At 59.9% G+C, this 25,225-nt stretch carries 15 protein-coding genes; 14 read left to right on the forward strand and 1 reads right to left on the reverse strand.

What is annotated here, in order from left to right:
* Window positions 1-117: 117 nt before the first annotated feature.
* The 9 genes from ACFSR7_RS02660 (at window position 118) to ACFSR7_RS02700 (ending at window position 18,702) form a co-directional block, all read left to right on the forward strand.
* Window positions 118-1,047 carry a carbohydrate ABC transporter permease gene (locus tag ACFSR7_RS02660; RefSeq protein ID WP_378158864.1) on the forward strand — a complete coding sequence of 310 codons (930 nt, stop codon included), beginning with the start codon at window positions 118-120 and terminating at the stop codon, window positions 1,045-1,047.
* A gap of 9 nt (window positions 1,048-1,056) precedes the next feature.
* Window positions 1,057-1,944: a carbohydrate ABC transporter permease gene (locus ACFSR7_RS02665; RefSeq protein WP_378158865.1), complete on the forward strand. Its 888-nt coding sequence runs from the start codon at window positions 1,057-1,059 to the stop codon at window positions 1,942-1,944.
* 139 nt (window positions 1,945-2,083) lie between these two features.
* Window positions 2,084-3,553 (forward strand): hypothetical protein, encoded by a 1,470-nt coding sequence (locus ACFSR7_RS02670; protein ID WP_378158866.1) that lies wholly within the window; start codon window positions 2,084-2,086, stop codon window positions 3,551-3,553.
* Between the two features lie 98 nt (window positions 3,554-3,651).
* A complete protein-coding gene (locus ACFSR7_RS02675) occupies window positions 3,652-4,761 on the forward strand; it encodes a peptidylprolyl isomerase (protein ID WP_378158868.1) in 1,110 nt (369 codons plus the stop codon).
* A gap of 152 nt (window positions 4,762-4,913) precedes the next feature.
* The gene (locus ACFSR7_RS02680; protein WP_378158870.1) at window positions 4,914-9,131 is read left to right on the forward strand and encodes an S-layer homology domain-containing protein; all 4,218 of its coding nucleotides are present in this window, start codon (window positions 4,914-4,916) and stop codon (window positions 9,129-9,131) included.
* A 146-nt stretch (window positions 9,132-9,277) separates the two neighbouring features.
* Entirely contained in the window at window positions 9,278-11,440 is a 2,163-nt protein-coding gene (locus tag ACFSR7_RS02685) for a beta-galactosidase (protein WP_378158872.1), read from the forward strand.
* 295 nt (window positions 11,441-11,735) lie between these two features.
* Complete coding sequence (locus ACFSR7_RS02690; RefSeq protein WP_378158874.1) at window positions 11,736-13,766, forward strand: right-handed parallel beta-helix repeat-containing protein; 2,031 nt, start codon at window positions 11,736-11,738, stop codon at window positions 13,764-13,766.
* Window positions 13,767-14,399: 633 nt separating this feature from the next.
* Window positions 14,400-16,637, forward strand: a complete 2,238-nt coding sequence (locus tag ACFSR7_RS02695; protein ID WP_378158876.1) for a GH92 family glycosyl hydrolase — start codon at window positions 14,400-14,402, stop codon at window positions 16,635-16,637.
* Window positions 16,624-18,702: a hypothetical protein gene (locus tag ACFSR7_RS02700; protein ID WP_378158877.1), complete on the forward strand. Its 2,079-nt coding sequence runs from the start codon at window positions 16,624-16,626 to the stop codon at window positions 18,700-18,702. The genes ACFSR7_RS02695 and ACFSR7_RS02700 overlap by 14 nt, the downstream gene beginning before the upstream one ends.
* A 665-nt stretch (window positions 18,703-19,367) precedes the next feature.
* Here ACFSR7_RS02700 and guaD read toward each other — a convergent pair.
* Window positions 19,368-20,732, reverse strand: coding sequence for a guanine deaminase (guaD, locus tag ACFSR7_RS02705; protein ID WP_378158879.1), 1,365 nt, complete (start codon window positions 20,730-20,732; stop codon window positions 19,368-19,370).
* A 159-nt stretch (window positions 20,733-20,891) separates the two neighbouring features.
* Here guaD and ACFSR7_RS02710 point away from each other — a divergent pair, with 159 nt between their 5' ends.
* The 5 genes from ACFSR7_RS02710 to ACFSR7_RS02730 all read left to right on the forward strand — a co-directional run bounded on the left by ACFSR7_RS02710 (window position 20,892) and on the right by ACFSR7_RS02730 (window position 25,012).
* Window positions 20,892-21,428 (forward strand): hypothetical protein, encoded by a 537-nt coding sequence (locus ACFSR7_RS02710; RefSeq protein WP_378158880.1) that lies wholly within the window; start codon window positions 20,892-20,894, stop codon window positions 21,426-21,428.
* 607 nt (window positions 21,429-22,035) lie between these two features.
* Window positions 22,036-22,710 (forward strand): sensor histidine kinase, encoded by a 675-nt coding sequence (locus ACFSR7_RS02715; RefSeq protein ID WP_378158882.1) that lies wholly within the window; start codon window positions 22,036-22,038, stop codon window positions 22,708-22,710.
* A 41-nt stretch (window positions 22,711-22,751) separates the two neighbouring features.
* On the forward strand, window positions 22,752-23,423 hold the full coding sequence (locus ACFSR7_RS02720; RefSeq protein ID WP_378158883.1) for a response regulator: 672 nt from the start codon (window positions 22,752-22,754) through the stop codon (window positions 23,421-23,423).
* A gap of 211 nt (window positions 23,424-23,634) precedes the next feature.
* Window positions 23,635-24,387 carry a YveK family protein gene (locus ACFSR7_RS02725; RefSeq protein ID WP_378158884.1) on the forward strand — a complete coding sequence of 251 codons (753 nt, stop codon included), beginning with the start codon at window positions 23,635-23,637 and terminating at the stop codon, window positions 24,385-24,387.
* Window positions 24,368-25,012, forward strand: coding sequence for a CpsD/CapB family tyrosine-protein kinase (locus tag ACFSR7_RS02730; RefSeq protein WP_378158885.1), 645 nt, complete (start codon window positions 24,368-24,370; stop codon window positions 25,010-25,012). Before ACFSR7_RS02725 ends, ACFSR7_RS02730 begins: the two co-directional genes overlap by 20 nt.
* The last annotated feature ends 213 nt before the right edge of the window (window positions 25,013-25,225 follow it).

Consider the following 25,225-nt stretch of genomic DNA (forward strand, 5'->3'; position numbering starts at 1 on the left):
AACCGCCGATAAAGTGAATCGCATATTAAACGATTTCGCAGGGTTGACGGATGTCGCGCACCAAGGGGAAGCGTTATCATGTGATACAAATCCAACAATCAGGGAAGGAATTCGTGCATGAACGCTAACCCGGCAACACACACGTATCCACGGAAACGAAAGAGAAAAGGCCTGCTGCTCTACTGGATGAAGGAATGGTCCTCCTGGCTGTTAATCGTTCCCACGCTGTTCTTTTTCTTCTTTTTCTCCTGGCAGCCGCTGCTGAAAGGCGTCTGGCTGTCCTTTTTCGAGACGAAGGGCTTCGAGGCCGGAGACTTCGTCGGACTGCAAAATTATATCGACGTCGTCACGAGCTCGGTCTTTCAACAGACGCTGATCAATACGTTCCTCTACGTCCTCTGGTCGCTGGTCATCGGGTTCGCCTTCCCGATCGTCGTCGCGGTGATGATCAACGAGCTCAAGCATTTCAATTCCTTTTTCCGTTTTTCCGCGTTTTTCCCGAGCATGATTCCCGGCATCGCCGCTTCGATGCTCTGGATGTTCCTGTTCGAGCCGAGCGAGAACGGACTGATCAACCGGATCATCGGGACGCTCGGCATTCACCCGCTCGGATGGCTGCAGGATCCGAAGCTGACGATCGTCACCGTCGTCCTGACGATCACGTGGCGGAACTTCGGGGCCACCATGCTGCTGTATCTCGCGGGCCTGCAAGGCGTCAACCAGGAGCTGTACGAGGCCGCGTCCATGGATGGCGCCGGCATCTGGCGCAAGTTCTGGAATATTACGCTGCCCCAGATCGCGCCGCTCGTCGGTTTGACCCTCATTTTGCAGGTCAGCGGCGTCTTCCAAATTTTTAACGAGCCGCTCGTCCTGACGGAAGGCGGACCGAACAATGCGTCCATGACCCTGCAGCTGCAAAGCTATTTTTACGCGTTCCGCTACTTCGAAGCCGGTCATTCGGTCGCGCTTGGCGTTATTACGTTCATCATTTTGATGATCATGACCGTGTTTTATTTCAAATTGCAAAAGAGATGGGAAAGGGAGTAGGCATACACGATGAAATCCTCCGCCAAGTCAACCGGTCTGATCGGAGACCTGGAGTACAAGCTCCCCGGCGTCAAAACGATCTACTGGCTGTTTTTTACGCTCATGGTTCTGATCTCGCTCGTCTGCCTGCTGCCGCCGATCTGGGTCATTCTGTCGAGCTTCAAGGATATTCAGGAGTTTTACGAAATTCCGCCGACGATCGTGCCGCGCTCGTTCCACATCGAGAAGCTGCGTGATACGTGGAACGAGTTCAAATTTTTGCGTTATTATGTGAATACGTCCTATGTGACGCTCGGCACGGTCGGCTTCACCGTATTTTTCAACGGCTTGGCCGGTTACTTTTTTTCCAAGCTGAAGCCGAGCGGGAGCGCCTTTATTTTTATGCTCGTCCTGTGGACCGTGCTGCTGCCCAATACGGTCGGCATCGTGCCATTGTTCGGCAACATCGTCGATTTCCCGCTACTGCACATCAACTTTACGAACACGTACTGGCCTTTATGGTTTTTGGCGGCGGTCAATCCGGTCGCGATCCTGATCTTCAAAAACTTCTTCGACACGATCCCGGCCTCTCTCGTCGAGGCGGCCCATATCGACGGCGCGACCAAGCTCGGCATCTTCTTGCGGATCATCATTCCGCTTAGCTTGCCGGTGCTGATCACGATCACGATTATTACGATCAACGGCGTCTGGAACGACTTTTTCTGGCCGTACATGATTTTGAAGGATCAAACGCACTGGACCGTCATCGTGGCGATTTTTAATCTCAAGGCCACTTTGCCGGCAGACATTCAGTTCATCGCGCTGACCTATGCGATCGTCCCGCCCGTGCTGCTTTTTATCGTATTCCAGCGTTATATCATGCAGGGATATTCGGTCGCCGGCGGCGTGAAGGGATAAGGAAGCGCGCAGTATATTAAACCGTTTCGCAGAGTTGTGCCCTACTGAGCGCAAACGCGATTGTGATAGCATGAAAGGGCCGGCAGCAAGAAAGCGCTTCATCGAAAACGACGATTTTTTGAAAACGGGGGATATGGAAATGGAAGCAACGAATAAAAAAAGCTGGAAGCTGGCGGGTATCGCGCTGTGCGCGCTCGCCGTGGCGCTCGCCGGATGCGGCAACAACAACGGCAACAACGGGGACGCGTCCGCGTCCGCAAGCGGCAGCCCTTCGGGCAGCGCGAGCGCATCGGGCAGCGCTTCCGCGGAGACGAAACCGGTTACGATCAAGGTGAGCAACTGGCCGAAGCCGAACGAGGAAGCCCAGGTCAAAATTTCCGAGCAATACCTTTCCAAGATGAATTCGACCTACCCGAACGTCACCGTAGAGAAGGACGAATGGGGCTACGATGTCAACTCGTTTCTGCCGAAGGCGGCAAGCGGCGAGCTTCCGACCGTCTACGAGACGTTTTTCACCGAAGCGGACAAGATCATCAAGGCCAACTACGCCGCCGACATTACGGATATCATGACGAAAAACGGCTTCGACAAGGCGATCAATCCGGATCTGCTAAAGCTGGTCCAAAAGGACGGCAAGATCTACGGCATCCCGAAGGACGGCTACGTCATGGGTCTGATGTACAACGTCGACCTGTTCAAACAGGCCGGGTTGACGGACGACAAGGGCATTCCGAAGTATCCGAAAACGTACGACGAACTCGCGCAAACCGCGCAGGTCATCAAGCAGAAAACAGGCAAATCGGGCTTCTTCTTCCCGACGAAAAACAACCAGGGCGGCTGGATGTTCATGAATATCGCATGGGCATACGGCGCCGAATTCGAACAGCAGGTCGACGGCAAATGGAAGGCCGTGTTCAACTCGCCCGAAGCGACGGCCGCCCTGCAATACGTCAAGGACCTGAAGTGGAAGTACGACGTGCTCCCGGCGAACAACCTGGTCGACGTCGGCACGGACCTGTTCCAGATGTTCGGCACGAACCAAGTCGCTATGAGCTTTGGCATTCCGGACTGGGCATACGCGATCGTTCAAAACCTCAAGATGTCCAAAGACAACCTGTCGATCTCCGCGCTGCCTGCAGGACCGAAGGGGAACGCTGCGCTGCTCGGCGGCGGCCTCTACATGTTCGCGCCGGATTCGACGCCGGAGCAGCTGGACGCCGCGTTCAAGTGGCTGGACGTGAAGGGCTTCTCCCCGCAAACGACACAGGAGTCGCTTAACGGTCTCGAGACGCTGTCCAAGACGGCGAACGAGCAGGGCCTGATCGTCGGTCCGCACGGCCTTCGCGTATGGGTCAACGAAGACCGGATCAACGCGGAGCAGCAGATCATCGACAAGTACACCAACGTGAACATGGACTTGTTCAACGACTACATGAACAACGGCTCGAACGGCCTTCGTCCGGAAGTCGCCATCAACGCGCAAGAGCTTTACAAGCAACTGGACGTCGTAATCCAGGCGGTATTGACGAACAAGAACGCCGATCCGAAGACGCTGCTCGACAAGGCGGCCGCCGCCTTCCAGAAGGATTACCTGGACAAGGTGCAATAAGCGAAGCGACTGGATAGATCTGATCGTTCTGCATCGGCACGAAACACCCCAAGGCGAAGGCCTTGGGGTGTTTCCATCCAAGAGGAGGCGTTGGCGCGGTGGTCAAGCAATCGGCAATCGGCATGCAGCCCCGGAAGCGCAAAGGAGGAAGACGTTATGCCATCGCCGCGACAGTCCTTGCGCTCGGTGCGTGCGCGTGGCTAATCGCAGCGGCAATCCGGGGAGACGCGGGAGCAGAGCCCGTCCCGATGACGGTGAACGGGCAGGATATTCCCGCAGCCGAATTCAAGATGGCGCTCGATCAGAATCGCGCGCTCGTCGCGGACAAGTACATGCAGGCGTACGGTGCCGAATACGGCGCGGCGTTCTGGACGACGCGGTACGAAGGCGGCACGCCGCTCGCGGAGCTGGCCTCGGCCGCCCGCAAGCAACTGATCCGTTCGGCGGTCGCGCAGTCGCTGGCACAGCGCGCCGGGGTTATCCCGGCTGCCGGCTATGCAGCGTTCCTAGAGGGTATGGCGGCGGAGAACGACAGGCGGGCGAAGGCGTCTGCGAACGGCGAGGTCGTATACGGTCCGCTGTCTTTTGAAGCGCAGTCATACTACAGCTACTACATGAGCAATCTCGAAAACGCGACGGTCGAGGCGATGCGAAAATCGGGCGAGATCGTCGTCGACGAAGCAAAATTAAAGCGGCAGTACGAGGCGGACAAAAGAGACAAATACACGCAGGCGGGCGACCGATCGCTGATGTGGGCGACGGCGGCTTATGGCGAAGGCACCGCTTACGGGCGGCGCGACGACGCGCTGGCGGCGCTAACGGCCCTCCGGGAAGCCGCGGCAGGGGGCATGGACTTCGCCAAGGCTGCCCAAGGCCTGGGCATCGAAGCTTCCGCGGCGACGCTGACTGCGTCATCCCGCCGCTCTGCCGCGCTGGAGAAGCCGTTGGCGCTGCAGCAGGCGGAGACGCTCTCTCCCGGCGGCTTGACCGATATTTTCGAAGAGAACGGCGCGCTCCAGTTGATCTATTGCAGATCGGTCGGCGAGGCGCAAATCGTGCCGTACGAGGAAGCGAAGGAGGCCATCACTCGAAGCCTGGCAACGGAGGCCTACGTGGAGCGGGTCGCGCGCGAAGTCGGGGAGGCGACCGTCGCCTGGAACGATAAGGCGGCGATGAAGATCGCGGAGGCCTGGACGAACGGGAGATGAAGCAAACGCTTGCAAGATGCGCGACGGACAACCCGTTTCACAGGATCGTCGCCTATCGTCGGCTTCGGCGCCGAAGGTATGATGCTTAAGGAATGATCGAAAGCGCTTTATAGAGAGCGCTTTCCAAACTATTGGCCAGGGGGAGATCGGCAATGTTAAGAAAAAGCATCGGTTCGTTTATGGCGGTTATCCTGCTCTGCCTGCTGGCGTTACCGGCCGCGGGCGCCGCGGAAGATCCCGTTTCCGCGATCGAGGACGAGCTCGCGGACGCATCCAAGCTGTCGGCGCACTCGGCGCAGTGGTCGTTCGACAATACCAATCCGTCCTTCTTCGGCGGCGATACGTCCCGTCTCGTCAGGATGGATGTCACGACGGAATCGATCGCATACCGTCTCGAAGGCATTCGGGATTTCGTCGTTCGCTTGCATGTATTCGCGGGCTCGACCGGCTCGATCAAGTTCTACGGATCGGGCGACGGCGAAGCGTGGACCGAGATCTCGGCCGTGCACGACGCGCCCGCATCGAGCGGGGACGGGGCATGGTCCGGCACGAATTATACGCCGGCGGCCCCGCTGCCGGACGGCATCGATTATTTGAAAGTGGAGCTTAGCGGAGACTTGGCCGGTTGGCTGATGCAGATCGGCTCGGTCGCGCTCACAAACGCAGCGCCTGGCGGCGGGGGCACGGGCGGCGCCGGCGATTATTATGTCGACGCCGCAGGCGGCAGCGATGCGGGCGACGGCAGGACGCCGGGCACGGCCTGGAAGACGTTCGCCAAAGTCAACCGGACGACGTTCGCGCCCGGCGACCGGATCTTGCTGAAAAAGGGCGGGGTATGGAACGGCCAGCTGTCTCCGAAGGGGAGCGGCACGGCGGAATCGCCGATCGTCTTGTCCGCCTACGGCATCGGGGGCAAGCCGGTTATTAACGGCGGCGGCATCGCAGGAGCCGCGGTCTACCTGCGGAACGCTTCGAACTGGATCATTCAAGGCCTGGAAGTGACCAACGCCGCCGCCGAGCGCGGCGACATTTACCGCGAAGGCATCATGGTGGAAAACGCGAACGGCGGCACGCTGAGCCATATCAAGATTCTCGACAATTACGTGCATGACGTGTCGAGCAGCTTCCGTTATCCGGCCGGCGCAGGCTTCGACGGCGGTCCGCATGCGTTCGGCGGCATCTCGGTCTATACCGGCGGCGCGGAGCCGGCCGACAAGTTCGAAGACGTGCTGATCCAGGGCAATACCGTCGAACGGATCGGGCGCACCGGCATCGTCGTCTGGGACCAGCGCTGGGACGGCGACGGCTACGCGACGACGGGCGTGCAGATCCGGCAAAATTACGTCAGGCAGGCCGACAGCGACGGCATTCTGACGTTCGGCGCGGACGGCGCGTTGATCGAGCACAACGTGGCGGAGGGCGGCGGCAACTACTCGGAGGTCGGCCAATTCAACGGCTCGGCCGCCATCTGGCCGACCCGGGGCCAGAACAACGTCGTGCAATTCAACGAATCGTTCAATACGAACAAGCCTGAAGGCGACGGCCAGGGCTTCAATCTGGATATCGATACGCAGGACAGCATCGTCCAATACAACTACAGCCACGACAACAAGGGCGGATTCATCCTCTTCGTCGACGCGCGGCTGACGCCGGGCGTACTGACCGGTTCTTCGAACAACATCGTGCGCTATAACGTAAGCCAGAACGATCTGACCCACACGTTTAACTTCGCGGGCGGCGTATCGCCCGGCACGCAGATTTACAACAACACCGTCTACATCGGCACCGGACAAAATACGAAAATTATCGATCACGAATGGAACGAAGCGGGCGACCTGAACGCCGCCTATTCGTTCAAGAACAACCTGATCTACAATCTCGGAACGGGCGGCTACAGCTTGCCGGGCATCGGCGGCGTGTTCGACCACAACCTGTTCTACGGCATTCACCCGACCGACGAGCCGGAGGACGCGAACAAGCTCACGGCCAATCCGCTGCTGGCGTATCAGGGGGGCGGCGGCACGGGCCGGGACACGGTCCAAGGCTACCAACTGCGCGAAGGTTCGCCGGCCCTTGGCGCGGGCACGCCGATCGCGGGCAACGGCGGCTTCGATTATTGGGGCAATCCGGTGAGCGCGACCGAGGCGCCGAACATCGGTGCGTACAGCGGACCGGGGCTCGACCCGTCCACGCTGCCGGAGCAGCCTGTCGACGACTTAAGGCTCTATTATCACGGGCTGACGGTCGTGCCGCATGTGGCGGACGACGCGACCGGCGCCAAGACGCTTCGGCTGTCGTTCGCGAACGGCTCCGAAACGGACAGCCTGGCGATCGGCAGCATTTCCTGGAAGGTCGGCACAGGCGACGAAGCGCTGAGCGGCACAAAGACGGAAGTTCCGCCGGTCGCGCCGGCCGGGACTTCGATCGTCGAGATCCCGCTGCCCGGACTCGAGGAAGGCGTATTGTACCCGCTTGAATTAACGGCACTGCTGCCCGGCTACGAGCCGGTTCAACTGACGCGCGCGATCGACTTCAACCGCGTGCTGCAGCAGACGGACGAGCGGGAGCCGATCACGTTCGATCTGGCGGACGGAACGAATCTCGTCAACGGCTACAACGGGGCGGACGATCTTGGCGGCACCTTGAAGCTGCGTTGGGACGAGACGAATTTGTACCTCTCGGCCGATATCAAAGATGACGTGGACACGCACGAAGCAGCCGGCGCGAACATCTGGCAGAACGACGGCATCCAGTTCAGCGTGGCGCCGGGCGTGCCGGGCGACAGTGCGAACTGGTACGAGTACGGCATTTCCCAGACGCCCGAAGGCCCGCAGGTCTATCGCTGGCTGACGATGCAGGGGGCGGCAACGGGCGCGGTAACGAACGGCAAGCTTACGGTCCAGCGCGATGAAGCGGCGAAGACAACCTCTTATCGATTGGCGCTGCCGTGGAGCGAGCTGTCACCGATGCTGGGCGCCGCGCATCGCACGCTCAGCTTCTCGCTGCTCGTAAACGACAACGACGGCGCAGGTCGCAAAGGTTATATCGAATGGGGCTCCGGCATCGGCGGGGCCAAGGATTCTGCGTTGTTCCGTACCATTCAGCTGATGAGTCCGCTCGGGGAGACGACGTCGCCGCCTTCGGGAACGGCGACCGGCAGCGTTGTTGCGCAGCCGAATATGGTAGATCAAGGTACGATCACGGCTGCCGGAACAGGCGCGCAAAACGGTATCGTGCAAGCGGAAATCGGCGTTGCGGATCTGAATAAGGCGATCGACGGCGCGCGGGACGGCCGGTTGACCATTCGCGTCGTGCCGGGCGATACGGGCGGTAGCGGCGCCTCGGTCAAGGTGCCGGCGGATGCGTTGGCAGCGGCAGGCGACAAGGTCGAGTCGATCACGGTGGAGGCGTTCGGCGCGTCCGTGACGCTGCCGGCGAAGACGCTTGCGGGCTTGCTGCCAAAGGGCGCTAAGGTGCTCGACCTTGTCATCGTCAAGGCGGATGCCGCTTCGCTCCCGGTTAAGTGGCAGGGCTATCCCGTCTACGATTTCGATTTGAAGGTCGACGGGACCGCCGTACTCGCGCTCGAGGGCGGCGAACCGGTCGCGGTACGCCTGGCCTACACGCCGAAGCCGGAGGAGAAGGCGCATCAGCTCGTCGTATACGCGATCGGCGAGGACGGACAGACCGAGATCGTCAAGCAGACGGGGTACGATGCTGCTGGGGGACAGCTTGAATTCAAGCCCAAGCACTTCGGCCGCTACGGCGCGGCTTATGCGGATGTCCGGTTCGCCGACGTCGCGACGGGCAGCAAGACGGGGACGATCGTCGAAACGCTGGCCGCGCGCGAGATCGTCCAAGGCACGGGCGACGGCAAGTTCGAGCCGAACCGCAAGATTACGCGCAGCGAATTCGTCCAGCTGCTGATCGGCGCGCTGGACCTGAAGGCGGACGGCTCTGCGGCCGGCAGTTCCGCGGCCGGCAGCGGAGGCGGCGCTTTCCCGGACGTGCTGCCCGGCGCCTGGAACAATGCGGCCGTGAGCGCAGCCAGATCGCTTGGCATCGCGAGCGGCAGGGGCGACGGCACGTTCGGCGGCTCGGACGCGATCACGCGCGAAGAGATGGCTGCGATGGCTTATCGCGCATGGCGCCTCACGCCGGCCGGCTCTGCCGGCGGTAAGGCGACGAACGCCGTGCCCGCTGCCGCCTTCAAGGATCAAGCGCGGATCGGGTCGTATGCGTTGGAGGCGATCGACCGCTTGCAGACTGCAGGCGTGCTGCAGGGCTATGCGGACGGCACGTTCTCGCCGCGGGGGCTGACGACGCGCGCCGAAGCTGCGGCCGTCGTGTACCGGCTCTTGGGGCTCTGACCATCGGAACAGGTTAACAAACGATTTCGCAGGCTTGCCGTCTGTCGGCGCGAAGCGGCGCAGTGCTATCATGAACCCAGGGCCCGCCTGCAAACGCTTCAAGGCGGCCGGCCCGAATCAACGACAAGCAGCGAGGTGCGATATCATTGCGGGAACAGGCATTTCTTCCGTTCGGCTTTCAATATTACAGATCTCCGACGCCTTATCGGGACCAGTGGGAATCGGATCTTAGGCAAATCGCCGAGATGGGCTTTAACTGCGTCAAGTACTGGGTGCAGTGGCGGGCGAGCTCGCCGACTCCGGGCGCTTTCGTTTTCGACGATATTCTGGAACTGATGGACCTGGCGCACAAGTACCGGTTGAAGGTCGTGCTGAACGTCATTTTCGACGTGGCGCCGGCCTGGTTTTACAAGCAGTATCCCGAATCGAAGATGATCGCGGCAGACGGCTCCGTCGTGGAGCCGCGCGCGCTCAGCTACAGGCAAATCGGCGGCGCGCCCGGCCCCTGCTATCATCACGAGCCCGCCCAGACCGAAAAGGATCGCTTCCTGGCCGCTGCCGTACAGGCGCTGTCGCACCATCCGGCGCTGTGGGTTTGGGATCTGTGGAACGAACCCGAGCTGACGACGGGCATCAAGCGCCAGCTTAGCTTTGACAATATGGTATGTTATTGCGACGCCTCGCTGAGCGAATTCGGAGCGTGGCTGGCGCGCAAATACGGCGACATCCAAGGGCTGAACGACGCTTGGCAGCGCAATTACGCGTATTGGTCCGAGATCGAGCCGCCAAGAGGGCAAGCCGTATTCAACGATCTCGTCGACTGGCGCCTGTTCATGTCCGACGCGCTGACCGACGATTTGAAGCGGCGGGCCGCCGTCGTGAAGCAGTACGACCGGGCGCATCCGGTCATGGCCCACACGGTGCCGTCGCCGATTTTTAATCTTATTACGGCGGGCTCCGACGACTTCAAGCTGGCGGAGCCGTGCGATCTGTTCGGCAACAGTCTGGGCTCTTCGGCCTGGTCGGCGGATCTGCTGCTGTCGGCGGCCAAAGGCAAAAAGGTCATCAACTCCGAGATTCACGCATTGCCCGGACACACGGCCATGAAGCCCAAAAAGCTTGAATTCCGCGAGCTGAAGCGGCACATTCTGATTCCGCTCGCGCGGGGTATTATGGGCTTCCTGTTCTGGCAGTACCGGCCAGAAGTCCTGGGACATGAAGCGCCGGCCTGGGGCAGCACGTATCTGGACGGCAGCGAGACGCCTTGGCTAAGAGACATGGCCGAGCTGAACCGAATTCTGCAGGACAACCGGGAAGCGATCGGGCAAGCGTCGCGGCCGTCGGACGGGATCGCGATCCTGTTCAGCCCGGACAACCAGATCGCGAACTTCGCCGCGCACGCGCATTTGGATACCTACAATGATTCGGTCCAGGGCGCGCACCGCCTGCTGCACGATCTGAACTACAAAGTCGAGTTCATCCACGAGCATGACGTGACGAGCGAAGGACTGTCGGCGTACCGCTGTCTCTGGATGCCTTATCCCCTTTACCTGAACGAACGGGTAACCGGCGTCATCCGCGAATGGGTGAAGGCCGGCGGGCTGCTCATCTCCGAATGCTCCTTCGGCGCGCTGACAGCGGAGAACGGCAGCCACAGCTACCAGGTGCCCGGCTACGGCTTCGACGAAGTGTTCGGCGTGCGCGAGACGTGGATTCACTCCGTGGAGCATCTGGATCACAGCTACCACAACGTGACGATCGAGTCGTCCGCATCCATTCCACTCGTGGGCAGACTGGCCGCCGGGGACGACGGCGACGCCGTTCAAGGGCACGGTTCCTATTACAAGACGGATATCGCGTTAAAAGAAGGCGTCAAGGTGCTGGCCGACTTTGCGGAGGACGGATCGCCCGCGATTACCGTCGCGTCCTTCGGTCAAGGGAAAGCCGTCTGGATCGGCACGCTGCTGGCCGCATCCTATCGGCAGGACGGACTGGCAGGCACGCTAAGTTTGATTCAAAGCCTGCTGACCGAAGAGCTGGGCCTTCGACCGTACGTCGAAGCGCGCGGCGGCACGATTCGGGCCGACATCTCCTCGTGGGCGGAGAACGGGAGCGCGCAAAGCCTGTTGTTCGTACACAATTGGGGAGAAGGGACATCGGAGGCGGAGGTCATCCTGCCGGGGGCCTTTGGCAGCGCGGTTCCATGGTTCGAGGATGGTGCGGTCGCGCTGGCGGCGAGCGAATCGGATCCCGCGAAGCTTCGCGTCCGCCTTGATGCCGGCGATTTCCAAGTTTACCGTCTGTCGTAGTCCGCAGCAGGCGAGCCCGTTCGTAACGTTAGCCCGAAATGTTCGGCCTTCGGTCAGAAGGTCCGGCTTTCGGGCTTTTTGCTTCTTCCTCCACCATTTCGCAGCATTGCCACCCCCAGAAACAAGGTGTCGACTAACCATTTCGCAGCATCGTCCCCTAACGAAAATGCGAGGAAGCGTTTACATTTTAAAGGCGCGAACCGTTGCGTTCGCCGCGCTTCATTCATTTGCAGACGGAAGGAGGGAGCAAGGCAGGGCAGCTTCGTCGAAGTTAAATATGAAGGAGGCCGAATCTATGTTCAAATCTATGCAAACGCGTAAAAGCTGGCTGCTCGCGCTCGTCGCGATGCTGATCGTGGCAGCCTTGCTGCCAGTGCAGGCTGGCAAGACGTATGCGGCCAACACGACGTATTACGTCGATTCGGCTTCGGGAAGCGATGCCGCGATCGGCACGAGCACGGGGACGGCGTGGAAAACGCTGGCGAAGGTGAACGGCGTCACGTTTCAGCCGGGGGACAAGATTTTGTTCAAGCGCGGGGGCGTCTGGAACGGACAATTGCATCCGCTCGGCTCGGGCAGCGCCGGCAACCCGATCACGATCGACGCGTACGGCACCGGCAGCCGTCCGCTCGTCAACGGCGGCAGCCTAGCCTCGGGCGCGGCCGTCTACCTCGTCAACCAGCAATATTGGGTCATTCAGAACCTGGAGGTGACGAACGACTCCGGCACCGACAACTCGGGCACGGCCACGACGGGCGGCGCGCCGCGCTACGGCATCTATATCGAGTCGAACGGCGCCGGCAAGCTCAATTCGTTCCGCATTGCCAACAATTACGTGCATAACGTCAACGGCTGCTTCAACTGCGGCGCGGTCGCGCCGCACACGAACGGCGGGATCAGCATGTTCGCGGCTGGGGCGAGCGACGGCTTCAACGGCGTCGTCGTGGAGGGCAACACGGTCGACCATGTCGGCCGCAACGGGATCAACATCTGGGACGCCAGCTACCATACGGGCGACCAGACGGTCGTCGTCGCCTCCCAACTCAGCACGGGGCTGACCGTCCAGAATAACAGCGTATCCTATACGGACGGCGACGGCATTCTCGTTTTCGGCTTCAAGGATTCGCTCATTCAGTACAACGTCTCGAACGGCGCGGGACAGAAGATGATCGCGGGCTTCAATATGAACGCCAGCGCCGGCATCTGGCCGACCCGCTCGATCGGAACGATCGTGCAGTACAACGAAGCGTACGGGACGCGGACGACCGATACGGACGGTCAAGGCTTCGACGTCGACCTGGGCCACTACGGCGCGATCGTCCAGCACAATTACAGCCATGACAACGAAGGCGGCTTCCTCCTGTTGATGGGGCCCTATACGAATACGAGCACGATCCGCTACAATCTGAGCGTGAACGACGCCTATGGCGGGCAAAAGGGCGTCATCACCTTCTCTTACGGCGTGCCGGAAGGGACGAACATTTACAATAACACCATCTACATCGGCTCCGGGCTTAAAAATCCAATCTATTGCGACGGCTGCGACGCCAGCACGCCGGGCAACTGGAGCTTCAAAAACAACGTGATCTACAATATGGGCGCGGGAACCTACTCATATCCCGCAGCGGGCGCCGTCATCGACAGCAACCTGTTCTACGGCAATCATCCCGCCAGCGAGCCAGCCGACGCGCACAAGCTTACCTCAAGTCCGCTGTTCGTTAGCGCCGGAAGCAGCGCGCCGGGCTTAAGCGCGGCCGCCGGCTACAAACTCGCCGCCGGCTCGCCCGCGATCGGCAGCGGCACCCTCGTCGCCGGCAACGGCGGCAAGGATTACTTCGGCAACGTCGTATCGGGAACGGTTGCACCGAGCCGGGGCTTCCACGAAGCCAATGTCTTCGCCGCGCCGACGACGCTGACGGATCCGGCGGCGGACTGGTCGGTATCGAGCGCGCATTCCGCCAACATGGCGTTCGACGCGACGAACCCGTCTTATTTTAACGGAGACGCCGCGCGGTTCAAGCGCAGCTCCACGGCGACCGGCTATGTCGTCTACAACTACGCGGGCGTGACCGGGTTTGCCGCGGACATTTACGAATTCGGCATCGATCTGACCAAGGTCAAGTTCTATTCGTCGCCGGACGGCACGACCTGGACGGTCGCGGCCAGCGTGCACACGACGCCTGCGGCTACGTCCGCGGGCTGGGCGTATACGCAATACGCGCCGGCAGCGACCCTGCCGGCAGGCACCAACTACTTGAAGGTCGAGTTCTCGGATACGAGCTCGGCATGGGGCACGCAGCTCGGGCAGATTGTACTATATAAATAGTATTATGGATCAAATTAAGCCTCGGGCTACGCGTCGCGACTAGCTACAAAGGCGGATTCGGGAACAACCGGCGACAGACGAGTTGCGATCAGCAGCGAGGTAAAGGCTAATACAGCTAGACTTGAGCGAATCGAATCCAAAATGGACGCGGCATACGAGCAAGTGGCGAAGAATAGCGAGCATGCAGTGGCGTTTAATGAGCTGGCTGCGACCGTGGCGAGCCTCAACGTTGACGTCAGGGTGTTAAAGAAGGCTGTAGCAAACTGAATAACAAACAAAGACGCCCGCGAAGGCGTCTTTGTTGTTTTAGTACGATTGACATAATCCTTAACGATCCTTGCACAATCAAATCAGCCTTATCAACGACCAATAGACGTAATGGATATAAATATTATATTAAATAGAAGAAACACATGTAAGCGGGACTGCCGCAGAGGTCCGACGACCTCGGGCGGTCCTTCTTTTTTCTACGGAGGCAACTTCCAGGCGATCAATTTCCTGTCATCCAACTTCATTGTTCAGCAAACGCTTTCGCAGCATTGCGGCATATGGAAGACGGCTTAAAAAAGCTATGCTAGAATGGCTTCAAATCCCGTGCGCAAACCGCATTGCGCCGAACCGGAGGTACTCTCGATGAACTTATTATCCTACGTGAATCCCCTGCAAGGCACGGATTCCGTCTATACGTACTCGAACGGCAATACGCTGCCGCTGATCGCGAGGCCCTGGGGCATGGCGGCCTGGAGTCCCCAATCCGACGAAGCCGGCGCCGGCTGGTTTTTCCACTCTTCGCACCGCCGATTCCAGGGCCTTCGGCTTACGCACCAGCCGAGCCCCTGGATTCAGGACTACGGGCATCTGATCGTTATGCCGCAGAGCGGTCCACTCTATCTGAAGCCCGACGCCCGGGCTGCTTCTTACCGGTCCCAGGAGATGATCGTCCGTCCGAACTACTTCCGTATCCGGCTGCCGCGCTACCAGGCGACGATGGAGCTGGTGCCGGGCATGAGAAGCGCAAGGCTGCGCTTCGCTTTTGGCGACGGACAGGACGCTCGGATCATCCTTTCTCCCTTTGCAGGGGATTCTTCCATTCGAATCGATGCGGACGGCCGCAGGATTACCGGCTTTACCCGGGCGCATCACGGTGAAGCGCATCCGAACTTCGCGATGTACTTCGCAATGGATTTCGATTGCGGCATCGTCTCCGACAAGAGCGGGACGTTCGCCGGAGACGACTATGCCCCAACGTCAACAGGGCTGACCGAGGGCGCAGGGGAGCGGATCGGCGGTTACGTCGGGCTGGACCTCCCCGCATCGGGCATCGCCAATGCCCGGATCGGCACTTCTTTCATCAGTCTGGAGCAGGCGGTGTGGAACATGGAGTCGGAGATCGGCGGCTTCAGCCTGGAGCAGCTTCGCGAGCAGACCGCGGCAGAGTGGGAGCGGCGCCTCGGCACCATCCGCGTGGAAGGCGACGACGCGGAGTCGCTGCGAACGTTTTACACCTGTCTCTATCGGACCTGCTTGTTCCCGCGGACCTGGCACGAGTACAAGCCGACCGGCGAGCAGGTTCACTTCAGCCCGTACGACGGGGCCGTTCATGCAGGTCCGATGTATACGGATATCGGCTTCTGGGATATTTACCGGACGAGTCTGCCGCTGTATAGCCTGCTGTTCCCGTCGCTGCTCGGCGAGATGATCGAGGCCTGGACCAACGTCTACAAGGAAAGCGGCTGGATGCCGAAATGGATGTCGCCTGCGGAGCGGAGCGCGATGCCGGGCACGTTGATCGATGCGGCGATCGCTGACGCTTATGTGAAAGGGATCGGCGGCTTCGACGTACAGGCTGCCTACGAGGGACTTCGCAAGCATGCGCTGTCGGCTGCTGCCGACGGGGTTCATGGCCGCACCGGCCTGAAGGATTATTTGCAATACGGCTACTTGCCCGCGAATTTGTACCATGAGAGCGTCAATAATGCGCTGGATTATCACTATGGCGACTTCTGCATCGCGCAGATGGCCAAAGGACTCGGCCGTGAAGAGGACTATCGCGTCTTTATGGACCGGGCGGCGAATTACAAGCGCCTGTTCGATACGGATACGGGTTTCATGCGAGGCGTTGACGATCGGGGGAAATGGCAGGAGCCGTTCGATCCGCTGCAATGGGGGGATCCGTACTGCGAGGGCGGTGCCTGGCAGTGCAGTTGGGCCGTGCCCCACGATATCGCCGGACTGACGGATCTGATCGGCGGCAGCGAAGCCATGACCCGCAAGCTGGACGAGCTCATGACGATGGCGCCTGACTTCCGGGTCGGATCGTATCGCGCGGAGATTCACGAGATGTCGGAGATGGCGGCGGTCGACTTCGGCCAGTTCGCGATCAGCAACCAGCCAAGCTTCCATATCCCGTACATGTACGCGGCGATCGGCAAGCCGGCGAGCACCCAATATTGGGTGCGGAAAACAATGAAGGAGCTGTTCGGCAGCGGTCCGGACGGACTGCCCGGGGACGAGGACAACGGCAGTCTCGGCGCCTGGTACGTCTGGGGGGCGATCGGACTTTATCCATTTACGCCTGGCGTTCCTGCGTACGTGCTGGGCAGCCCGCTGTTCAGTAAGGCGACGATACAGTTGGAAAACGGTAGGAGGCTGGAGATCGAAGCGGAGGCGTATAAAGCCGACCGGGTCTATTGGGACAAGCTGCTGGTAAACGGGGAGCCGTGGGAAGCATTGTCGATTTCCCACGAGCTGCTCGCTGCGGGCGCCGATCTTCGTTTCCATATGACGGACGCGCCGGCCGAGCGCATCGTGTCCGACGATGATCTGCCATATTCTATGAAAAACGAGGCTGCCCGCCATGACAAACCCTAATCGGTTGTTTGCGCCAGGCGATCATGTACCGTTGAGCACATTCGTCGCAATCGGCGAGTCCGCGCCGACCGAATCTGCGCCGATGGTCGAGCTGACAGCGAAGCCCGGCCTGCTGGCGGCGCTCGCGGAGGCAGGAGCGGTCTTCAAGGCGGCCGTCCTGACGGGAGAAACGGTTCGTTATGCCGATGCGTCGGAGGTCGATGCGGCGAGCGGCGCCGTTCGATTCGCGGGGGCCGGGGCGGGGGCGGGCTGCTATACGCTCGTTTGCGATGCGATGCGCCACGATTTTCCCGTCGTCACCAACTGGCGGGACAATCTGAACGACGGCAGGGGCGGTCCTGCGCCCGGCGGTACGGACGGCATCGGGGTGCTGCGGCTGAATGCGGATAACGGCACGCTTGAAGTTGAACTGGACGCGCTGCGCGATAGCGACCCGGCCAATCCATATTATTATCGCACGGACGCGCTGGCGTTGTTCGCGGGAGAAGAAGGGGGGCTGGACAGCCGCACGCCGGCTTACGAGCGATATATCGGCGAGACTTACAGCACCGTGCGCGTAGCGGAGGAGGTCGCGATCAAGCTGTCGGACGATGTGCTGCGGCAGACCGGTTATCCGGTTGTCGTGCGCCGTCCCGATACGGATGCGGACACGCTTGCTGGCGTTCCGGCTTTTCAGCTCGTGCACGGCTGTATCGTTGGACGGGGCGAGCATCGCAGCATGGCCAGCTATATTCTTCCGCCTTTCTGGTCGCCGCAGCCGGAGGCTTCCTATCCGGTGCTGTTCAGCGGCTTTTACGACCAGAACGAAAACGTATTTTCGACGGTCGGCCCGGCTTTATTGAAGGTGCTGGGCGAGGCGCTTTTGGAGACGGGAAGAGGCGCGATCGGCATCGTCTGGAACGGCGGCGGCTCGTTTGGCGCGCGCACGGTGCAGGGATCGATTTTTGAAAATCTCGACGACGTGATCGGGACGGCAATCGATCGCTTCGCGGCGGACGGCGAGGCGGTCGTGACCGTCGGCGGCTCGCGCGGCGGCATTGCGAGCCTGCTCGCCGCGGCGAATCCGGACAGCACGGTTTACAAGGTGAGGTATGCTGTCTGTTATAACGTGCCGCTCGCCTTCGACGCTTCATTAAAAGACATGGTTAATCCGACTTGTCCGGTGCTCTGGCGCGCAATTTGCGAGGATACGGGCTACAAGGATGCCTGGCGTCCGGGCTGGACCGATCCTGAAGGACAGACCGCGGTCGAGCTGTTCCTGCTCACGTTGACGGGCACGAGCGACGGGGAACGGATCGCGGCGGAGAGCAGTCCCGCGGCCGATCGCATGATTCGGGCGCTGCGGGAAAAAGGAACGCAGGTGTGGATGACGCACGGTACGCATGACGCGTTCACGTCCAGCTGGCTGGCTTACCGCTGGGTGGACCTTGCGCGCAGCGCCGGCGTGCAGGTACGCCACGAGATCGGGTACCGGTTCGGGCACAACAACTGCACGAATCCGTTTGCGAGCGCGGGCGAATGTTTGTCCGCCTTGCTCGAGGGAAGGGACTTGTTGCTGGACGGCAACTGGTACTATCGGCGGGCCGACGAGTCGCCGGAGGCCTGGGAGCTGGCGGAGCGCTTCGAGCCCGAGCGGCCGCCGGTTTATATGGAGGGGCCTAAGGTCGCGGTCGCGGGGCAGCAGGTTTTGTTTAATCTGTACGGCGAGCCGGACCTGGCGTACCGATTGACTTTGATTCCGGAGGACGACGCGCAAAGAGGGGCGCCGATCGTGTTGATGGAAGGGAACCTGGAACGGTTCGAGGGATACCGACCGCAGTTTTCTTTTGCACAGTCGCTGCAGGCGTTGCCCGAAGCGCTCGCGCCGGGGATGTATCGCTACGAGCTATCGATCCGCAGGCCCGGCGCCTGCGCATGGGAGCAACCGGCACCGCTCGCGCCGCAGCCGGGCGCCGAAGGCAGGCCGGGCCTCGAGATCGTCGGCGAGCTGCCGAACCTGGCCGACGATGCCTGGCTGGCCAGGACGACGAAGTACGCGATCGGCTGGGGGTTAAGCGAGTACTGATTAATTGAACGCCGCGCAAAAGTCCAATCGCCTTCTCTACAGAAGGCGATTGCGCCACTCCGCCGCGCAAAAGTCCCATCGCCTTCTCTACAGAAGGCGATGCCGCCAATCCGCCGCACAAACGCCCCGTCGCCTTCTCTACAGAAGACGATGCCACCAATCCGCCGCGCCAACGTCCCATCGCCTTCTCTACAGAAGGCGATTGCGCCAATCCGCCGCGCAAAAGTCCAATCGCCTTCTCTAAAGAAGGCGATGCCGCCAATCCGCTGCGCAAAAGTCCCGTCGCCTTCTCTACAGAAGGCGATTGCGCCAATCCGCCGCACAAACGCCCCATCGCCTTCTCTACAGAAGGCGATTGCGCCAATCCGCCGCGCAAAATTCCCATCGCCTTCTCTACAGAAGGCGATTGCGCCAATCCGCCGCGCAAAAGTCCAATCGCCTTCTCTACAGAAGGCGATGCCGCCCCATCGCCTTCTCTACAGAAGGCGATACCGCCAATCCGCCGCACCACCGTCCCATCGCCTTCTCTACAGAAGGCGATGCCGTCATTTTGCCGCGTCACCGCCCAATCGCCTTCTCTACAGCAGGCGATGCCGCCAATCCGCCGCGCCACCGCCCCAAACAATAAAAGCCATCGCCTCCACTACGGAAGGCGATGGCTTCTTTTATGCCCGCGTATGAACTTTCTCTCCTTGCACCCATACCTCCCGGATGTTCTCCGGACGCACAATGTACATGATCTTCTGGAAAATCTCGTGCAGCGGCTCGTCCTCGCTGAACACAGGCAGCTTCGCGCCGGCGAGCGCGATGTCGACGATCTGCGCGTCCCAGGCGTAGCCCTCCGCCAGCCGGCCGATCGGCAGGCTCAGCGCCTCGCCGCCGCCGGCGGTCGCCAGGTAAAAGGCTTCATCGATCGTAATGCGGGAGGCTGGAACGCCGCGCGTGCCCGCGGGGAGTGCGGGATTCACGCCGTCCTCCAGCATTCTGGACGAAATCACCGCCTGCCGGGCATTGTCGTACAAGCTTGGCGAATAGCCGCCCGAGACGTCGGAGCCAAGACCGATCTCGACGCCTTTTTCCATCCAGCGGGCGATCGGGATGACGCTGTTGGCAAAGTAGGCGTTGGAGATCGGACAGTGGCTAATCGCCGTCCCCGTCTCGGCGAAAAGCGCCGCATCTCCTTCGTCGAGGAAGTTGCAGTGCGCCATGACGGACTTGTCGCCGAGCAGACCGAAGTCGCGGAGCGCGACGGCGTCGCGTTTGCAAAGCCGGTCCTGCACGTACCCGTGCGCCCAGTCGCTCTCGCTGCAGTGGGACTGAACATGCGTATCGTGCTTCGCGGCGAGCGCGCCGAGTCCCTCTAACGCCTCGTCCGTACAGCTTGGAATGAACCGTGGCGTCACGACGGGATATACGCCTTGCTTGACGTTCTTCGCCAGCTCCTTGACCGCAATGATGAACGCTTCGGTATCCGCCAGCGCCGCTGCGGCATCGGCATCGCGGTAGTACGCGGGATTTTGCGCCGGATCGTCCATGACGACTTTGCCGACCAGGCCGCGCTGCCCCTTCTTCGCGCAGATTTCGGCCAGCAGCAGACTGGCTTCCTTGTGGATCGTGGCAAAATAAAGAGCGGTCGTCGTGCCGTTGGCGAGCAGAGAGGCGACAAGGTCGTCGTATACCTCGGCCGCAAAGCTCAGATCCGCGAACTTGGACTCCAGTGGGAACGTGTGCGTATGCAGCCAGTCGTAAAGCGGCACGTCAAGCGCCGTGCCGGACTGCGCCCACTGCGGCGCATGCACGTGAAGATCGACGAAGCCGGGCAGCAAATATTGTCCCGGCGCCAGTTGCCGATAACGGTCCGTTTCCGCGTATTCGCTTCGAACAGCCTCGTAATCCGGAGCACCCGGGGCTATTGTCCTCGCGATCGCGCCATCCGCATTTACGCAAAACAAATGGTCCTTTAAAATATCGATTTCTTTCGGAGATCGGGCGGTAAACGCCGTTCCCTGAAACACATGCGCATAGTTCATCGTTTGTTCGTCTCCTTGCCATTTCGCATTTGAATTTTTATCATTATAGGGAATCTGAATCGGTAAGTCCATGCAGCGGCAACATCGTTGTGCGTGCGACCGATAGAAGGCGATCCGTTAGGCCATGCTAGCCAATGACATTGCAAGGAGGGATTGAGGATGAAGCCGATTGCAGGACAGGTGCCTTTTGGATACGAGCCGCCGGTCAAACGAGAAAAAGGAACGCTCATTTATTATGATACGTTCGAAGAGATGACGGACGAAGCGCTCGGTATTGCCGCCGAAACCGCCAAGGCGCGTTCGTTTGCGCGGTTTGTGCTCTATCCGATCCACGAAGAGACGGCGAGGAGAATGTCCAAGGCGCCTGTGAGCGCCTATTATAAGAGGGAAAAGCGGTTGATTGAATGGGTCAGGGAGCGGGAATCGGGCGAGCCCGCACCGGAGATCGACCGCTGGGAAGGCAAAAGAAAGAAGTATACGCCCATGGAGGCCGCGCTGCGCCACTTGACGGAAACGCTGCCAGGGCCGCATTTCGTTTATATGACGCCGGCTACGGCGAATCTTTTCGCTTCCTACGACGTGTTTGACGGCTGGATTGCGAAGCTGCGGCTTGTACTGTCGGCCGCGCCTGCCCATCCGGCGCCGAAGCTCGTTCAATATCGCAGCCGTTGGAGCCTGGCGTGGGAGGACGAATAGCGCTCCTGCGAGGCATGACTGACGAAAACGATTACATTTTGTCAAACATAAGCCCATATCCTCCTTGGATGAGGGCTTTCTTTAATGGTACGAACTGACGCATGAATCCGCTTACTTTCTCTCATGATTCTCATACAAAGCCGCGCCCAGCTTCAATTTCACGCCGCATTGTTCTAAGAAGCTTAAGTCGTAAAAACGCTTTATCATAGAATTAATACAGAATATGGATTGAGATTAAGAAATTCACTCAATCCTAATGAAGTGAAAAACTAGGTCTTAAGAACTATAATCTTGATATCAAGACATATAGCCTTGCAAATTATGTCATTCGCAAATTCGACTTGGAGTCCGCACTATGGCATACGTCTCCCACCGAAAGATTGGGTAATTATGGATCGAAAAGCATCCACTCGCACCCCCGGTCATGACCGAAGGCACATCAAACCTTATCTAACTACCCAGTCAATAATCGGTACTCCCGTAGCATGGGCATGTCAATTTCGGCAAGGTATGTTGAAAATGAACGTCGATGCCTAGAAGTGAGGGACCCTGACGAAAAGATTTGAAATTTCTCATTATAATACATGACGGGAAAGGCGATGATGGGATGGCCATGCAGAGCAAGGTGGAACCGTACTTACTGTTCGAGGAACGCAACCGGATCGCAGAAGAACTCCACGATCGCATTTGCCCGCATCTGTTCGGCATCACCTACGCGGTGCATTCCGCGGAGCACGATTGGGAAGGCATGACAAGCACGCAGCATCTGGCGCTGCTGCGCGACATTCAGGAAGCGGCGGCGGAAGCGACGCGGGAGCTGCGCAAGACGATATACGATCTGAGCGTATCCGACCATGGAGACGTCTCGTGGCTTGGCGGCGTGGAGTCGCTGCTTGCGAGCCAGGCGAAGCTGAGCGGCGTCCGGATCCGGTTCAGGCCGCCTGCGCCCGACCGTCGGCTCAGCGTGCATCATCAGAAGGCGCTATACCGGATCATCGCCGAGGCGAGCGCCAACGCAATCCGCCACGGCGATTGCAGCGCGATCGACATCAAGCTGACGCTGCGGCCTTGCTCGGCCACGCTCCGGATTGCGGACAACGGCAAGGGATTCGACGTCGGCGGTACGCTGCAGCGGGAAGAAGGTTCGGGCTTCGGTTTGAGCAATATGAAGACGCTCGCCGCCGCACTCGGCGGCAGCCTGCAGATCGACAGCGAAGAAGGGAACGGTACGCGGATTGTTGCGCGCCTGCCGCTGTCCGATGTGCGCGAGGAGAAGAACTAAAGGGAATAGAGCGACGAAAAAGCTTTTAAGGAAGTGATGACATGAAAATCGTAATCGTTGACGATCATCCTCTCGTCCGCAAAGGACTGAGAGCCGTCCTGTCGGGAGAAGAAGGCATCGAGATCGCGGGCGAGGCCGAAACTGTACTAGGCGCACTCTCGGTCGTAGAGACGACGAATCCCGATCTTGTCATATTGGATATCCGGCTCGGGGCAGACTCCGGCTACGACCTGGTCCGGTCGCTGCGGGGGCTGCACTGCCGGTTTATGATGCTGACCTCCTCGGCTTCAGAGGCCGACATCCGCAGAGCCAAGGAGTGCGGAGCGGACGGCTATGTGCTCAAGGACGCGGCGCCCGACGAGCTGCTGCTTGCGATCAAGATGATCGGCCGGGGGCGCAAGTACTTTGATCAAAGTCTGCTCGGCACGCTGCTGCGCAAGGAGTCCGACGATCCGCTCGAGAAGCTCACTCCGAAGGAGCGGGAGGTATTGGTCGCGCTCGGGGAGGGCTTGTCCAATAGCGCCGTCGCCAAAAAGCTGGTCATCAGTGAGTTCACGGTCAAGAAGCACGTAAGCCGGATTTTCCAAAAACTGAACCTGACCGATCGAACCCAAGCCGCGTTGTTCGCGCAGTCGCAAGGCATCGGCGACTTCGAACCGCCGGATATTCGCACGGAGGGCGGCTACGCCCTCCCGAATGGTACTAAAGTATAATATCCATACCTACCGACGCGGCACGATGGTAGCTTCCGAAGAAGAAGCAAAATCATCCTGCCGCGTAATAGTTTTGAAAGTCGCGGGCGATTTACAATTAAAACAGGACGGGGCAGGGGAGGCCAAAACGGAAGCGAATATCGGAAGATGAGTCAGATTATTCTGATATTTATTTCTTTTTCAAAAAGAATTCAGCATCGGAGGAAGCGTTTTGGAAATTCAACGGTATTGGAGCATCGTCAGGAAAAGGCTCTGGCTGATTGCCTTGATTACGATCGTCATGTGTACAGCGGTCGGTTATTATACGCAACAGGTGAGACCGACTTATCAGGCAGCCGCAAAGCTGATGGTGTATAAGAGCGATGTCCCCGGCAGTACGACCTCAGCGCCCGACACAGGCGCGATCAACTCCAACATATTGCTGATCAAAACCTTCAAGCAGCTGATCCTCACACCCCGAATTTTGGACAAGGTCGTCGCAGCTTATCCCGATCTTCATACTTCGGCCGGAGAGCTGGCCGGAAAGATCGGAATCTCGTCCGTAAGCGAGACGCAGATCATGACTGTCATCGCGACGGACAACTCGTACGCCAGGGCAGCCAACATGGCTAACGCCGTGTCGAAGGTATTCCAGTCCGAGATTCGCACGCTCATGAATCTGGACAACGTATCCGTCCTCAACTGGGCCGACCCGGAAGAAAGGCACGGTCCGATCTCCCCTAATCCCGCTAAAAACGTCGCAATCATGTTTGTCCTGTCGATCCTGATCGGCATCGCACTCGCCTTTCTGCTGGAACATATGGACAACTCGGTCAAGACGGAGCAAGAGGTACGCGCCAAGCTGGGACTGCCGCTGCTGGCCGACGTGCCGCGGATTCGCAACCGGGACTTGATCGGACCGGACGATTCGGAACGAACGACGATGGGAGCGAGGGGGAAGCCGAATGTCACGCTGGATGCGTAAACGTGGATTGATCGCAGCGCAGAATCCGAAGTCGGCGGCCGCAGATACGTACCGCAGGTTAAAGACCGGCATCGAATGGTCGGTCCGGGACGAGGGCATGAAGACGATCGCGATTGCATCTGCCGAACCGGGGGAAGGCAAGAGCACCACTTCCTCCAACATCGCGGTTGCTTATGCCAAGGCCGGCCGGCGCGTACTGCTGCTGGATACGGACCTCCGGTCGCCGGTACAGCATCAAATCTTCGATCTGCCGAACGATGCGGGGCTGAGCACGGCGCTGGCCGGGAAAGGCGAACTCGATCAGGTCGCCCGCCGGACTTCTTATACCAACCTGCAAGTGGTATGCGCCGGACCGATGCCGCCGAATCCTTCCGAGCTGCTGGATTCGGAGGCCATGACTGCGATGCTCGAGGCAGCCAAGGCGCGCTTCGATATCGTCATCGTCGATACGACGTCGATGGCGGCCGCATCGGACGCGATGATCGTCGCCGACAAGTGCGACGGCGCCGTCCTCGTCATCCGCAAGGGCAAGACGAAGATGGACGCGGTGCTGAAGGCGAAGGAGACGCTCTCGTCCGGACGGGTCCGGGTCGTAGGCGCGGTATTTAACCGCCGGGGGCGCTAAGAAGACTTGATGGCACCAAGGGCGTTGCAGGCACTGTAGCAAGAGATGCAGGGAAGCTTCGATGAATCGATGCGTGTTCCAAGGAAATGTCTCCTGCTCCTTTATCACTGGAGGCACTCGGCCATGCTGTGGGTCAGCGGACCTTAGACGTTAATCGTCAGGGGTGTGGCGTGAGGATGGGTTCAATGCCCGTTCAAGTTTCATTTGGAGCGG

This window comes from Cohnella sp. GCM10020058, assembly GCF_042683485.1.
Lineage (GTDB): Bacteria > Bacillota > Bacilli > Paenibacillales > Paenibacillaceae > Cohnella.

Coding starts and splice junctions, on each gene's coding strand:
- ACFSR7_RS02660 (WP_378158864.1), top strand. CDS start 118: ATGAACGCTAACCCGGCAACACACACGTATCCACGGAAACGAAAGAGA.
- ACFSR7_RS02665 (WP_378158865.1), top strand. CDS start 1,057: ATGAAATCCTCCGCCAAGTCAACCGGTCTGATCGGAGACCTGGAGTAC.
- ACFSR7_RS02670 (WP_378158866.1), top strand. CDS start 2,084: ATGGAAGCAACGAATAAAAAAAGCTGGAAGCTGGCGGGTATCGCGCTG.
- ACFSR7_RS02680 (WP_378158870.1), top strand. CDS start 4,914: ATGTTAAGAAAAAGCATCGGTTCGTTTATGGCGGTTATCCTGCTCTGC.
- ACFSR7_RS02690 (WP_378158874.1), top strand. CDS start 11,736: ATGTTCAAATCTATGCAAACGCGTAAAAGCTGGCTGCTCGCGCTCGTC.
- ACFSR7_RS02695 (WP_378158876.1), top strand. CDS start 14,400: ATGAACTTATTATCCTACGTGAATCCCCTGCAAGGCACGGATTCCGTC.
- ACFSR7_RS02700 (WP_378158877.1), top strand. CDS start 16,624: ATGACAAACCCTAATCGGTTGTTTGCGCCAGGCGATCATGTACCGTTG.
- guaD (WP_378158879.1), bottom strand. CDS start 20,732: ATGAACTATGCGCATGTGTTTCAGGGAACGGCGTTTACCGCCCGATCT.
- ACFSR7_RS02710 (WP_378158880.1), top strand. CDS start 20,892: ATGAAGCCGATTGCAGGACAGGTGCCTTTTGGATACGAGCCGCCGGTC.
- ACFSR7_RS02715 (WP_378158882.1), top strand. CDS start 22,036: ATGGCCATGCAGAGCAAGGTGGAACCGTACTTACTGTTCGAGGAACGC.
- ACFSR7_RS02720 (WP_378158883.1), top strand. CDS start 22,752: ATGAAAATCGTAATCGTTGACGATCATCCTCTCGTCCGCAAAGGACTG.
- ACFSR7_RS02730 (WP_378158885.1), top strand. CDS start 24,368: ATGTCACGCTGGATGCGTAAACGTGGATTGATCGCAGCGCAGAATCCG.